14 protein-coding genes are annotated in these 11,501 nt (G+C 71.3%); 7 read left to right on the top strand and 7 right to left on the bottom strand.

Annotated features, from left to right (window positions below; all coding sequences use genetic code 11):
* The first annotated feature begins 96 nt into the window (after window positions 1-96).
* Window positions 97-600, top strand: a complete 504-nt coding sequence (locus tag MRBLWH7_RS14210; RefSeq protein ID WP_341995560.1) for a low molecular weight protein-tyrosine-phosphatase — start codon at window positions 97-99, stop codon at window positions 598-600.
* A 47-nt stretch (window positions 601-647) separates the two neighbouring features.
* Window positions 648-2,045 (top strand): adenylosuccinate lyase, encoded by a 1,398-nt coding sequence (gene purB, locus MRBLWH7_RS14205; protein WP_341995558.1) that lies wholly within the window; start codon window positions 648-650, stop codon window positions 2,043-2,045.
* Between the two features lie 39 nt (window positions 2,046-2,084).
* On the opposite strand, the gene MRBLWH7_RS14200 is transcribed toward purB, so the two are convergent.
* From MRBLWH7_RS14200 to MRBLWH7_RS14190, 3 genes are all read right to left on the bottom strand, one after another.
* Window positions 2,085-2,429, bottom strand: coding sequence for an amino acid transporter (locus MRBLWH7_RS14200; protein ID WP_341995557.1), 345 nt, complete (start codon window positions 2,427-2,429; stop codon window positions 2,085-2,087).
* Window positions 2,426-3,154: an acyl-CoA synthetase gene (locus tag MRBLWH7_RS14195; protein ID WP_341995554.1), complete on the bottom strand. Its 729-nt coding sequence runs from the start codon at window positions 3,152-3,154 to the stop codon at window positions 2,426-2,428. The genes MRBLWH7_RS14200 and MRBLWH7_RS14195 overlap by 4 nt, the downstream gene beginning before the upstream one ends.
* A gap of 96 nt (window positions 3,155-3,250) precedes the next feature.
* A complete protein-coding gene (locus tag MRBLWH7_RS14190) occupies window positions 3,251-4,636 on the bottom strand; it encodes an aminotransferase class V-fold PLP-dependent enzyme (protein WP_341995552.1) in 1,386 nt (461 codons plus the stop codon).
* A gap of 169 nt (window positions 4,637-4,805) precedes the next feature.
* Between MRBLWH7_RS14190 and adhP the strand changes: the two genes are divergently transcribed.
* On the top strand, window positions 4,806-5,876 hold the full coding sequence (gene adhP, locus MRBLWH7_RS14185; protein ID WP_341995549.1) for an alcohol dehydrogenase AdhP: 1,071 nt from the start codon (window positions 4,806-4,808) through the stop codon (window positions 5,874-5,876).
* A 165-nt stretch (window positions 5,877-6,041) separates the two neighbouring features.
* A complete protein-coding gene (locus MRBLWH7_RS14180) occupies window positions 6,042-6,479 on the top strand; it encodes a hypothetical protein (RefSeq protein WP_341995547.1) in 438 nt (145 codons plus the stop codon).
* Window positions 6,480-6,558: 79 nt separating this feature from the next.
* Here the strand turns inward: MRBLWH7_RS14180 and MRBLWH7_RS14175 are convergent, their stop codons facing one another.
* Both MRBLWH7_RS14175 and MRBLWH7_RS14170 read right to left on the bottom strand, forming a co-directional pair.
* Window positions 6,559-6,867, bottom strand: coding sequence for a SelT/SelW/SelH family protein (locus MRBLWH7_RS14175; RefSeq protein ID WP_341995545.1), 309 nt, complete (start codon window positions 6,865-6,867; stop codon window positions 6,559-6,561).
* Complete coding sequence (locus tag MRBLWH7_RS14170) at window positions 6,864-7,676, bottom strand: alpha/beta hydrolase (RefSeq protein ID WP_341995543.1); 813 nt, start codon at window positions 7,674-7,676, stop codon at window positions 6,864-6,866. The genes MRBLWH7_RS14175 and MRBLWH7_RS14170 overlap by 4 nt, the downstream gene beginning before the upstream one ends.
* Window positions 7,677-7,836: 160 nt before the next feature.
* Between MRBLWH7_RS14170 and MRBLWH7_RS14165 the strand changes: the two genes are divergently transcribed.
* Both MRBLWH7_RS14165 and MRBLWH7_RS14160 read left to right on the top strand, forming a co-directional pair.
* Window positions 7,837-8,628 (top strand): YrzE family protein, encoded by a 792-nt coding sequence (locus tag MRBLWH7_RS14165; protein WP_341995541.1) that lies wholly within the window; start codon window positions 7,837-7,839, stop codon window positions 8,626-8,628.
* Window positions 8,629-8,666: 38 nt separating this feature from the next.
* Window positions 8,667-8,846, top strand: a complete 180-nt coding sequence (locus MRBLWH7_RS14160) for a CsbD family protein (RefSeq protein ID WP_341995539.1) — start codon at window positions 8,667-8,669, stop codon at window positions 8,844-8,846.
* A 66-nt stretch (window positions 8,847-8,912) separates the two neighbouring features.
* Here the strand turns inward: MRBLWH7_RS14160 and MRBLWH7_RS14155 are convergent, their stop codons facing one another.
* The gene (locus MRBLWH7_RS14155) at window positions 8,913-9,815 is read right to left on the bottom strand and encodes a LysR family transcriptional regulator (protein ID WP_341995537.1); all 903 of its coding nucleotides are present in this window, start codon (window positions 9,813-9,815) and stop codon (window positions 8,913-8,915) included.
* Between the two features lie 118 nt (window positions 9,816-9,933).
* Here MRBLWH7_RS14155 and MRBLWH7_RS14150 point away from each other — a divergent pair, with 118 nt between their 5' ends.
* Complete coding sequence (locus MRBLWH7_RS14150) at window positions 9,934-10,620, top strand: type 1 glutamine amidotransferase domain-containing protein (protein ID WP_341995535.1); 687 nt, start codon at window positions 9,934-9,936, stop codon at window positions 10,618-10,620.
* A gap of 60 nt (window positions 10,621-10,680) precedes the next feature.
* Here MRBLWH7_RS14150 and MRBLWH7_RS14145 read toward each other — a convergent pair whose 3' ends face one another.
* Window positions 10,681-11,484, bottom strand: coding sequence for a MerR family transcriptional regulator (locus MRBLWH7_RS14145; RefSeq protein WP_341995533.1), 804 nt, complete (start codon window positions 11,482-11,484; stop codon window positions 10,681-10,683).
* Window positions 11,485-11,501 lie beyond the last annotated feature (17 nt).

Raw genomic sequence — 11,501 nt, 5'->3', positions numbered from 1 at the left:
TTTCGTCACAAGCTAGGGGAGCGGCATCCCTCATCGGAAGACCCTGGGGGGAGAACTCGTTAACGTTCCGTGTCTGCTCGGTCCAGAATGGATCCCATGACCGCGACCGACGCGACGCCCTTCCGCGTCGTGTTCGTGTGCACCGGAAACATCTGCCGGTCACCGATGGCGGAGGTCGTGTTCCGGGAGTTCGCGGATGCCTCGGGCCTCGGCTCCCGTGTCGCCTCGACGAGCGCCGGCACCGGCGACTGGCACGTCGGCGAGCGGGCCGACCTCCGCACGATCGAGGCGCTCGAGCGTGCCGGCTACGACGGGAGCCATCACCGCGCGCGCCAGTTCACCCACTCGGACTTCGCGCGCAGCGACCTGGTCGTCGCGCTCGACCGCAGCCACGAGCGGATCCTCCGCGGCTGGGCGCGCACCGAGGGCGACGCCGACAAGATCGCACTGCTGCTGTCGTTCGATCCGGCGGCCCGCACGATGGACGTGCCCGACCCGTACTATGCCGGGCCCGGAATGTTCGACGAGGTGCTCGGTATGATCGAGAGCGCGAGCCGGGCGCTCTTCCGGCAACTCGAACCCGCCATCCGCCCGGTGTGAAGACACCGGATCGACGGTCGTCTTCGGCGATACCGACGGGAGCCCCCATGACTTCTCTGCACTCCGCTGCTCTCCCTTGGCAGCCGCTCAGTCCCCTCGACGGGCGCTACCGCCCCGCCGTGAGCGAGCTCGGCGAATACCTCTCCGAGGCGGGCCTCAACCGCGCCCGCGTCGAGGTCGAGGTGGAGTGGCTCATCGCCCTCACCGACCGCTCGCTCTTCGGCACCTCGCCCCTTGCCGAGGCCGACAAGGAGCGCCTGCGGGCGCTCTACCTCGACTTCGGGCAGGCCGAGATCGACTGGCTCGCCGAGAAGGAGTCGGTCACCCGCCACGACGTGAAGGCCGTCGAGTACCTGGTGCGCGATCGCCTCTCGGCGCTCGATCTCGACGCGATCGCAGAGCTGACCCACTTCGCGTGCACGAGCGAGGACATCAACTCCACCTCCTACGCCCTCACGGTGCAGCGGGCCGTGCAGCGCGTGTGGCTGCCGAAGCTGCGCGCCGTCATCGCCGCGCTCACCGAGCTCGCCGTGGACCACCGCGACGCCGCGATGCTCTCGCGCACGCACGGCCAGCCGGCGACGCCGTCGACCATGGGCAAGGAGCTCGGCGTGTTCGCGTGGCGCCTGGCGCGCGTCGCCGACCAGATCGAGGGCGGCGAGTACCTCGCGAAATTCTCCGGCGCGACCGGCACGTGGTCGGCGCACCTGTCGGCTGCTCCCGACGTGGACTGGCCCGAGGTCTCTCGCGCCTTCATCGAGAGCCTGGGTCTGGACTTCAACATCCTCACGACCCAGATCGAGTCGCACGACTGGCAGGTCGAGCTGTATGACCGCGTGCGGCACGCCGGCGGCATCCTGCACAACCTCGCGACCGACATCTGGACCTACATCTCGATCGGCTACTTCACCCAGATCCCGGTGGCGGGCGCCACCGGCTCGTCGACGATGCCGCACAAGATCAACCCGATCCGCTTCGAGAACGCCGAGGCGAACCTCGAGATCTCGGGCGGCCTGCTCGCGACCCTGTCGCAGACCCTCGTGACGAGCCGCCTGCAGCGCGACCTCACCGACTCGACGACGCAGCGCAACATCGGCGTGGCGTTCGGGCACTCGCTGCTCGCGCTCGACAACCTGCAGCGCGGGCTCACGGAGATCTCGCTCGCCGAGGACGTGCTGCTGGCCGACCTCGACGCGAACTGGGAGGTGCTCGCCGAGGCCATCCAGACCGTCGTGCGCGCCGAGATCGCCGCCGGGCGCTCGCGGATCAGCGACCCGTATGCGCTCCTCAAGGACCTCACGCGCGGCCGCCGTGTCGGCGCCCCCGAGCTCGCCGAGTTCGTGCGCGGGCTCGACATCGGCGACGAGGCCAAGGAGCGTCTGCTCGCCCTCACGCCGGCGACCTACGACGGCCTCGCCTCGAAGCTGGTCGACGAGCTCGGCTGACCTCGTCCCCACGCCCGCGAGCAGCGCGGGTGCTGCGGGTCAGGCCTTCGGGTCGCCGGATGCTGCGGCATCCGGCCCGTGGTCCTGCCCGGGTGCGTCGGCGCCGTCCTCGAAGAGCACCGGCTTGTCGATCTGCTTCGTCACCTGCGCGGGGTCGACCGCGAGGAGGAGCAGCGACACGATGAGCAGCACCGCGATGAAGCTGACGCCGGCGATGACGAGTGCCGTGACGACCGCGCGCTCGGCCTCACCGGGGGCGCGCTGCTGGAAGAAGCCCATCGACACGAGGGTCACGATGCCCGCGAACAGGGCGGCCGCGAAGGCGAGCCCGAGCAGCTGCAGGGGCTTCATGAGGTCGCGGCGGGTGGGGCTTTCGTGGCTCACGCGGAGTCCTTCTGCGGGGTGGGATCGGCGGACGCGGACGCCTCCGCCGTGATGTCGGGGGACTCTCCGGCGTCGGCGGGGCGCGGAGAGAAGCCGGCGATGGCGAGGTAGACGGCGACGATGGCGGCGTAGCCGCCGAACAGGCCGACGCCGATCGTGATGCCGGTGAGGGTGAACGTGGCGTGGGCCTCTTCGATCGTGTAGTCCAGCGCGTACGCGGGCTGCACGAACAGCAGTGCGACGCCGAGGAGGATCGTCAGGGCGCCGACGACGGCCGCGTCGCGGCTCTCGGAACGGGGACCCACCGGTGCAGCGGGCCGCGCGTCCGCGACGCCGGGCGCGATCTCGCGCCGCTCGCGACGGCCGACGAGGCCGCGCCATCCGGCGATGAGCTCGATGGCGCCGCTCACGAGGGCCCACGCGATCACGATGACGAAGTAGCCGGCGACGGTGCGGAGCGGGTACAGGCCGCTCGCCATGCCCGCGATGATGGCGACGCCGCCGAGCGCGGCCGACGGCCAGCGGAGTCCCTTGGGGTGGACCAGCCACACCGCCAGCAGCAGCACGAGCCCGGTCGCGATCGTGAAGCCGCTGAACACCGAGCTGCCGACCATGGCGGAGTGGTCGGGCGAGAACGTGATCATGAGCGCAGCGAGCGCAGCGAACGCGGCGCGTGCGAGCTGCACGTGGCGCACGGCGAACGTGCGGGAATCGGCTGAGGTCACGGTGATCCTGCGGAGCGGCGGGTTCTCAGGAACGAGAACGGATGCTCCCAGTCTACGTCGGTCCCGGCTGGGAGCTTCCGGGCACCATCTGCCCGGTCACTGCAGGGTGTCGAGGATCGCGGTCAGCAGCTCGAACGTGGTCAGCGGAGAGATGATCGCGAAGCGCAGCACGGGCTCGCCGGCATGGGAGCTGGGCACGACGAACGCATGCTGCTCCTCGAGCAGGCGATCCGACCATTCCTCGTAGTCGGCGAGCGTCCACCCCTCGCGGCGGAACACCACGACCGACAGCTGCGGGTCGCGCACGAGCGACAGTCCGTCGCGCGACTCGATCTCGTCGGCGATCCGGCGCGCGAGGTCGATGCCGTACTCGATCGTGGCGCGGTACTGGTCGGTGCCGTGGGTGGCGAGCGAGAACCACATCGGCAGACCGCGCGCCCGGCGGGTGAGCTGGATGGCGAGGTCGGACGGGTTCCAGTCGGGCTTGCCGGTGAGGGTGTCGAGATACTCGGCCTTCTGGGTGTGGGCCGACAGCGCGAGGGCGGGCTCGCGGTAGATGAGCGCACACGCGTCGAAGGGGGCGAACAGCCACTTGTGCGGGTCGACGATGACGGAGTCCGCGAGCTCGACGCCCGCGAACGCGGGTCGCATGCGCTCGACGAGCATGGCGGCGAGGCCGTACGCGCCGTCGACGTGGAACCAGATGCCGCGTTCGCGCGCGACGGCCCCGACGCTCGCGATGTCGTCGACGATGCCGAAGTTGGTCGTGCCGCCCGTCGCGACCACCGCGAACACCGCGTCGCCGTGCTCGTCGAGCACGCGCGCCACCGCGTCGCCGTGCAGGCGCCCGGCCGCGTCGACCTCCGCCGCCGCGACGTCGACGTCCATGACGGCGGCAGCGGACGCGATCGACGAGTGCGCCTCGGCGCTGCACACGACGACCCACCGGGGCGGGGTCGGGCGTCCCTCGTCCACCGCGCGGCGGCGCGCAGCATCCCGTGCCGTCACGAGTGCCGAGAGGTTGCCGATCGTGCCGCCCTGCACGAAGACGCCCCCCGCACCGGCAGGCAGGCCGAACTCCTTCGCGAGCCAGTGAAGCACCTCGTTCTCGGCGTACACGGCGCCGGCGCCTTCGACCCACGAGCCTCCGTAGATGGCGGATGCGGAGACCACCACGTCGAAGGCGAGTGAGGCCTTGCTGGGGGCCGAGGGGATGAACGACAGGTACCCGGGGTGGTCGGTCGACACGCACGCCGGGGCGAGGACGTTCTCGAAGAGCGCGATCGCACGCCGCGAGCCGATCCCCTCCGGCGTGATCGAACCGGACGCCAGGCGCTCCAGGTCGCGCGGGGTCATCGGCTTGTCGAGCGGCACGTCCTCGTACAGCGCCCGGCGCCGCGCGTACTCCAGCACGTCCTCGACGGTGTGGCGGGTGTCGGCCGAGATGGCGTGCATCTGCTCGGGGGCGCTGGGCGAGGTCATGGGTGCTCCTGGCGATCGGGTGACACCTCACGCTAAGGGGGCGGGCGGCGGCGTTCAAGGGAGCGCCGGCGCCGCCGTGGCGGCCGACGGAACGCAACATCGTGCAACCTCCGCGCGCCTACCGTCGGATCAGAGGGCGGCGAACGCCCGCCCCAGGGAAGTGATATCGATGACGATCCTGACCGACTCGCACGCCGCACACGCCGCCGCGACGCCCACGGGAACGATGCGCGCTGCCGTCGTGACCGCGCCCGACCGGCCCCTCGAAGTACGCGCCGTGCCCATCCCCACGCCCGGTCCCGGCCAGGCGCTGGTCAAGGTGCTGACCACAGGCGTGTGCCACACCGACCTCCACGCGGCCCGCGGCGACTGGCCTGTCGCCCCGAAGTCCGACCTCATCCCCGGGCACGAGGGCTACGGTCGCGTCGTCGCGCTCGGCGACGGTGTCACCTCGCTCGCCGTCGGCGACCTCGTCGGCAACGCATGGCTCTGGAGCGCCTGCGGCGTCTGCGAGTTCTGCCGAACCGGCTGGGAGACGCTGTGCCCCGACCAGCAGAACGGCGGCTACTCGGTCGACGGCAGCTTCGGCGAGTACATGCTCGTCGACGAGCGCTTCGCCGCCCGCATCCCGGAGGGCGCAGACCCCGTCGAGGTCGCCCCGATCCTCTGCGCGGGCGTCACGGTCTACAAGGGGCTCAAGATGACCGAGGCCCGGCCCGGCGAGTGGGTCGTGATCTCGGGAATCGGCGGCCTCGGCCACATCGCGGTGCAGTACGCCCGCGCGATGGGCCTGCGCGTCGCCGCTGTCGACATCGACGACGCCAAGCTCGAGCTCGCCCGCCGGCACGGCGCCGAGCTCACGGTGAACGCGCTCACGCAGGACCCGGCGGCCGTCGTGCAGGAGCGCACCGGCGGCGCGCACGGCGTGCTCGTCACCGCGGTGCACCCGAAGGCCTTCGGGCAGGCGCTGGGCGTCGCCCGCCGCGGCGCGACCATCGTCTTCAACGGCCTCCCGCCGGGGGACTTCCCCGCCGACATCTTCGACATCGTGCTCCGCGCGATCACGATCCGCGGATCGATCGTCGGCACGCGCCAGGACATGATCGAAGCCCTGGACTTCTACGCGCGAGGCCAGATCCACCCGACCGTCGCCGTCGAGTCGATCGACGACGTCAACGACATCTTCGAGCGCATGGAGCACGGCAAGATCGACGGCCGCATCGTGATGCGGTTCGAGTGACGCCGCTGCGGTGACGCCGCAAGCGCAGGGGCGGGGCGGATGCCTCGCCCCTGCGTCGTGTCGCGCCGCCGCGATCCAGCAGGAATGGAGAAGCGGCGCCGGAACCCCGTGGGTAGCGTGAGGATCACGGGACGCGGAGGCGCCCACGAGCGTGAGGAGAGCATCATGGCGAAGACGGCATCGGGCGGTCTGTCTCAGGAGGAGCGCGACGCGGTCAAGCAGCGCGCGAAGGAGCTGCGCGATCAGGCGAAGGCGGGCAAGAGCCGCGAAGCGGGGACCAAGCAGGTTCTCGAGGCGATCGGCAAGCTCGACGGCACCGACAGGAAGATCGCCGAAGGCCTGCACAAGGTGGTCGGCGAGGTCGCCCCCGACCTCGTGCCGAAGACCTTCTACGGGTTCCCCGCGTACGCGAACGCGAACGGCAAGGTCGTGGTCTTCACGCAGCCGTCGTCGAAGTTCAAGACCCGCTACGCGACCATACAGTTCGACGAGCCCGCCCGCCTCGACGACGGCGACATGTGGGCGACGGGCTTCGCGGTGCTCGAATGGACTCCCGCGGTCGAGAAGAAGATCAGCGAACTCGTCGCGACAGCGGTGGCCTGACCCCTGCCTCTGGCGGCGCACGTCGGGGCGCAGCATCCGTCATCGCCACGGATGCTGCGCCCCGACGTCGTGCGTGAGGTCAGTGGTCGGGGGCGGCCGGCGTCACAGCGGCCCGGTCGGCGTGACCGAGCGGGCGGCCCGGGGCGATGCGGTCGCGCACGCGGCGTTTCAGGGCGACGATGTCGGGGAATCCGCCGTCGGCCTTGCGCGACCACACGAGAACCTCGTCGGCGTAGACCTCGAAGATGCCGCCGGTGCCCGGTTCGAGCGTCGCACCGCCGCCCATGAGCTCGTTCTGGAAGGTCGTGAGGAGCTCTTGCGCGACCCAGGCCGCGCGGAGCATCCAGGCGCACTGCGTGCAGTAGACGACGCGGATGGTGTGCGTCATGCCGCGCCCCCGCCCGGCCCGAGGAACGTCGCGGCTGCGTCGCGGAACGCCCGCGAGCCCGGCGCATTGAAGTGGTGCCTCCCCGGGATCTCGATGAACCGTCCATTCGGCGCCGTCGCGGCGAGCGTCCTCGACCGCTCGAGGATCGCGTCCTCCGATCCGGTCGCGAACAGCACCGGCTGCCGCGGTGGCCGCTCGGGATCGGGGTCGGCGTCGCCGAACCGCATGCCCTCGGCGAGCGCGATGAGCGCGCGCAGATCGTTGTCCGGCACGCGCTCGGCGAGCGTCACGTAGTTCTGGGTCACCCGGTCCTCGACGGGTATGCCCTCCTCGGCATACGCGCGGGCCTGCTCGATCCTCAGCCGTCCGAGCGGGCGCCCGTCGGGGATGCCGCCCAGCACGGCGCGGCTGACGTGCTCGGGCGCGTCGACTGCGAGCTGCCAGCCGACGCGGGCACCGAGGGAGTAGCCGACGTAGCGGACGTCGTCGACGAGGTAGGTGTCGAGCACCGCGATGAGATCGGCGACGAACGCGCCCATCGAGTACGCGACGGGATCGTCGGGCTTGTCGCTCGCGCCGTGGCCGCGCTGATCGACCCCGATCACGCGGTACCCGGCGTTCGTGAGCATGCGCACCCACCCGGTCTCGACCCAGTTGTCGCGGCAGCTCGACGCGAAGCCGTGCACGCACAGGACGGCGTCGGCGTCGGGCTCGCCCCACGCGTACGTCGCGAGCTGGTATCCCTCCGCCGACATGATGTAGCTCGGCGGGGGCATCTCTGTGCGCAGGATCGGGGCGACGGCATCCATATCGCCATTCTGCTCCCGGACCCTCATACCGCGTTGCACGCGAGGACGACGGACCGCCGTCGTTCCCTTCCGGCGGGGCGGAAGGCCGCACAGGTTACGCCGCCGCGCACCGATTGGCAACCGGCTGAGCAACCGGGTGCCGGCCGCCTACGTTCGGGACATGAGCACCGACGACCGCGACTACCGCACGACGGATCCGCGGCGGACCGACGGGGACCTCGCCCGGGACCCCTACGTCGACCGCACCCGTCCACTCACCCCGGATCCCCGGGTCGACGCCGACCGCGACGGAGTGCCGGACGCGCAGGAGGCGCGCCGTGCCCGCGACATCGACAGCGTGGGCGAGCACCGGGACGCGTCGTTGCGCGATGTCGTCGCCGAACGCGAGCGCGAGCGCTTCGGCGGGATCAAGTTCGGCAGTGCCTTCTTCGGCTGGCTCACGGCGCTGGGCGCGCTCGTCGCGCTGACGGCCGTGGTCGCCGCGATCGGCGCTGCCACGGGCCTCACCTCGCCCCAGGCGGTCGACGACGCCGCCGAGGCCGCGAGCGACAACATCGGCGCGGCCACCATCATCGGCGCCATCGCCATCGCCGTGGTGCTGTTCATCGCGTACTTCGCCGGCGGCTACGTCGCCGGACGCATGGCGCGCTTCAGCGGCGCCAAGCAGGGCCTCGCCGTGTGGCTGTGGGCGATCCTCATCGCGATCGTCGTCGCCGTGATCACGCTGATCGCCGGCAGCCAGTGGGACATCCTCGCGAATGTCGACATCTTCCCGCGCATCCCGGTGACCGCCGACACCGCCACGCTCACCGGCATCCTCACCGCCGTCGGCGCCGCCGTGATCACGCTCGCCGCCGCGGTCCTGGGCGGCATGGCGGGCATGAGCTACCACCGCCGTGTCGACCGTGTCGGGCTCGATGGGGTCGCCCGCGCCGACCGCGTCCAGTACTGAGCCTCGCCGACACAAGCCATCAAGAGAAGGGAACCGAAATGGGTCTGGATGACGACATCAAGCACAACGCAGAAGACATGAAGGGCAAGGTGAAGGAGACCGTCGGGGACGCGACCGACAACGAGAAGCTGCAGGCCGAGGGCGTGGCCGATCAGGCCAGCGCCAAGATGAAGAAGGTCGGCGACGACATCAAGGACGCGTTCACTGACGACCGGTGATCTGCCGGCGACGATGCCCCGGGCTCCCGGCGGACCCCGGGGCATCGTCGCGCGCGGGGGCCCCGCTCAGAGCACATCCCACTCGCGCGCCCTCTCGACGAGCGCGTCGATCACTCGGATGGTCACCGTCGTCGCGGGCTCAGCGGCTCGGATAGCGAGGTTCAGAGTGTTGATCGGCGCCTCTTCCGACCGGTGCAGCACCTCGACGGTGCCCGCGCCGATCGCGGGTTCTGCCAGGTAGCGCGGGAGCGCGGAGACGCCCGCCCCCGCCACGACGGCCGCGAGCACCCCTCGCAGGTCGGGCACGGTGATCGCCACGGGGTTGGCGGGTCGATGGCCGAACTGGCTGCGCCAGTACCGGCGCACGATCGACAGGTCCGTGTCGTAGGCCACGAGCGGCAAGTGCTGCAGCGCGCCGGCGGGATCCGCGGCGAGACGCTTGCGGTCGATCGTGCGTGCGAGCGCCGGCGCCCCGACGAGCACGAACTCCTCGTCGATGAGCCCGCGATAGCGGATGCCGCGCACCGGCGTCCGCACCGATGACACCACGACGTCGAGCCCGCCGTCGGCGAGTCGCGCGAGCAGGTCGTGCGCGAGCCCCAGAGTGAACGCGAGGCGCACGCCCTGGCTGGTGAGCGGCGCAAGGGCGGGGATGACCCGCGCCGCGACGACGTCGCTGGCGCCGCCGATGCGCACCGTCTCGACGGGGCTGGTCGCCGCCGGCATGGCCCAGACCTCCCGCAGCCGGTCCACGGGCGCGGCGACCCGCGCGGCCAGTGCGTCGCCCGCGGGCGTCGGGACGACTCCGCGCGCCGAGCGCGTGAACAGCGGCGTCCCGAGCTCCGCTTCGAGCCGGGTGATCCGCTCGCTCACGGACGGCTGGCTCATTCCGAGCCGCGCGGCCGCCGCCGTGATCGACCCCGCGCGGTGCACCTCGAGCAGCGTGCGCAGCAGATCGAGCTCTTGCATGCAGCATCGTCCATCAAGAAATCTATGACTGGGTTCCAGTATAGGAAATGATGTCGATGGATGCCTCGTTCCCTCCGTCAGCGGCTCGCACGAGTCGCCGACCTGAACGGGAGAAGACATGGCACACGTACTCATGACGGTCACCGGCGCGGACGCCATCGCGCTCACCGACGGCACGACCCACCCGACCGGATTCTGGGCGGAGGAGCTCGTCGAGCTCCATCGCGGGCTCGTCGCCGCGGGTCACACGGTCGACGTCGCGACGCCGGGCGGCGCGCGCCCCACGGTCGACCCCGGCAGCCTCGGCGGGGACTCCGCCGACGAACTGCGCGCGTACCTCGCGTCGATCGACGAACTGATCGCGCACCCCCGCGCCCTCGCCGACGTGAAGGACGGTGAGTACGACGCGATCGCCCTGCCCGGCGGGCACGGCCCGATGGTGGACCTCGCCGCCGACGCCGACCTCGGCCGCCTGCTCGTCGACGCGGTCGACCGCGACGCGGTCGTCGGCGTGCTGTGCCACGGTCCGGCGGGCCTCTTGAGCGCGGTGCGCGCCGACGGCTCCTTCGCGTTCGCGGGGCGCCGGCTCGCGGTCTTCACCGACGAGGAGGAGCACCAGGGCGGCCTGCGCGACGCGTCTCCGTACTTCGTCGAGTCGAGGCTGCGCGATCTCGGCGCGATCGTCGAATCGGGTGAGCCGTGGTCGGTCACCGTCGTCGCCGACGGCACGCTCGTGAGCGGTCAGAACCCGCAATCGAGCGTGGCGACGGCACAGCGCCTCGTCGAAGTGCTCGCCGCGCGATGACCGGGGAAGCGTGATCCGCGAGGTGCGGGCGTCGGGGCACCCGCACCTCGCGTCGACGGGTCAGGCGACAGGCTGCTGCAGCTCGGTCACCCAATCGGACTGGGGTCCCTCGGCGTAGACGTACACCTCGCGGCACGGTCCCGCGAAAGCGGCGCCGTCAGCGATCACCGCCTGCATCAAGCCATGCCACGCGCTGCGGATGCCCGTCATCTCGCCACGGTACGTCGTCACGGCGCAGCGCTCGACGGCCGGAAGCTCGACGAGCTGCCAGTCGTCGCTCTCGACGGGGTCGTCGCCCGCGATCCACGACACCCACACGCGCTGGTCATCGGTGCCCTCGATGGGCTCGTACCAGAACACGCCCGGCTCGCGGTAGTCGACACCGGCGCTCTCGAGGGCCGCGTGCAGCGGGGGCAGGACGCGGTCGATCACCGCGGGCGGGTTCTCACATCCCGGGTCGACGCCCGAGGCCGCGTAGACGGTGATGGGCTCGATCCGCCGATACTCGATGTCGGTCATCAGTTGTTCTCCTTCGATGCTGCGGAGCTCTTCGTCGAGTCGGGCGAGGCGGGCGGTCTCCGCGGCGACGGACGCGAGGAGGTCGCGCCGGCGGCGCTGGAGCACCCGCTTCAGCGCCGCCGACTCATCGGACGCCTGCAGCACCTCGGCCGCGTCGTCGAGCGCGCAGCCGAGATCCCGCAGCTGGACGATCCGCAGCAGCGGTGACAGCTGCTGCGGCGCGTACCGCCGGTAACCCGTGCGCTCGTCGACGTGGGCGGGGGCCAGGAGCCCGATCGCGTCGTAGTGCCGCAGCATCCGCACGCTCACGCGTCCGAGTGCGGCGAACTCTCCGATGGTGTACATGGTGGAGACCACGCTCG

Origin of the sequence: Microbacterium sp. LWH7-1.2, from assembly GCF_038397755.1 — a bacterium.
In the GTDB taxonomy this organism is placed as follows: Bacteria; Actinomycetota; Actinomycetes; order Actinomycetales; family Microbacteriaceae; genus Microbacterium.
Note: the sequence above shows the minus strand (reverse complement) of the source record. Positions and strands in the feature narration are given on the sequence as shown.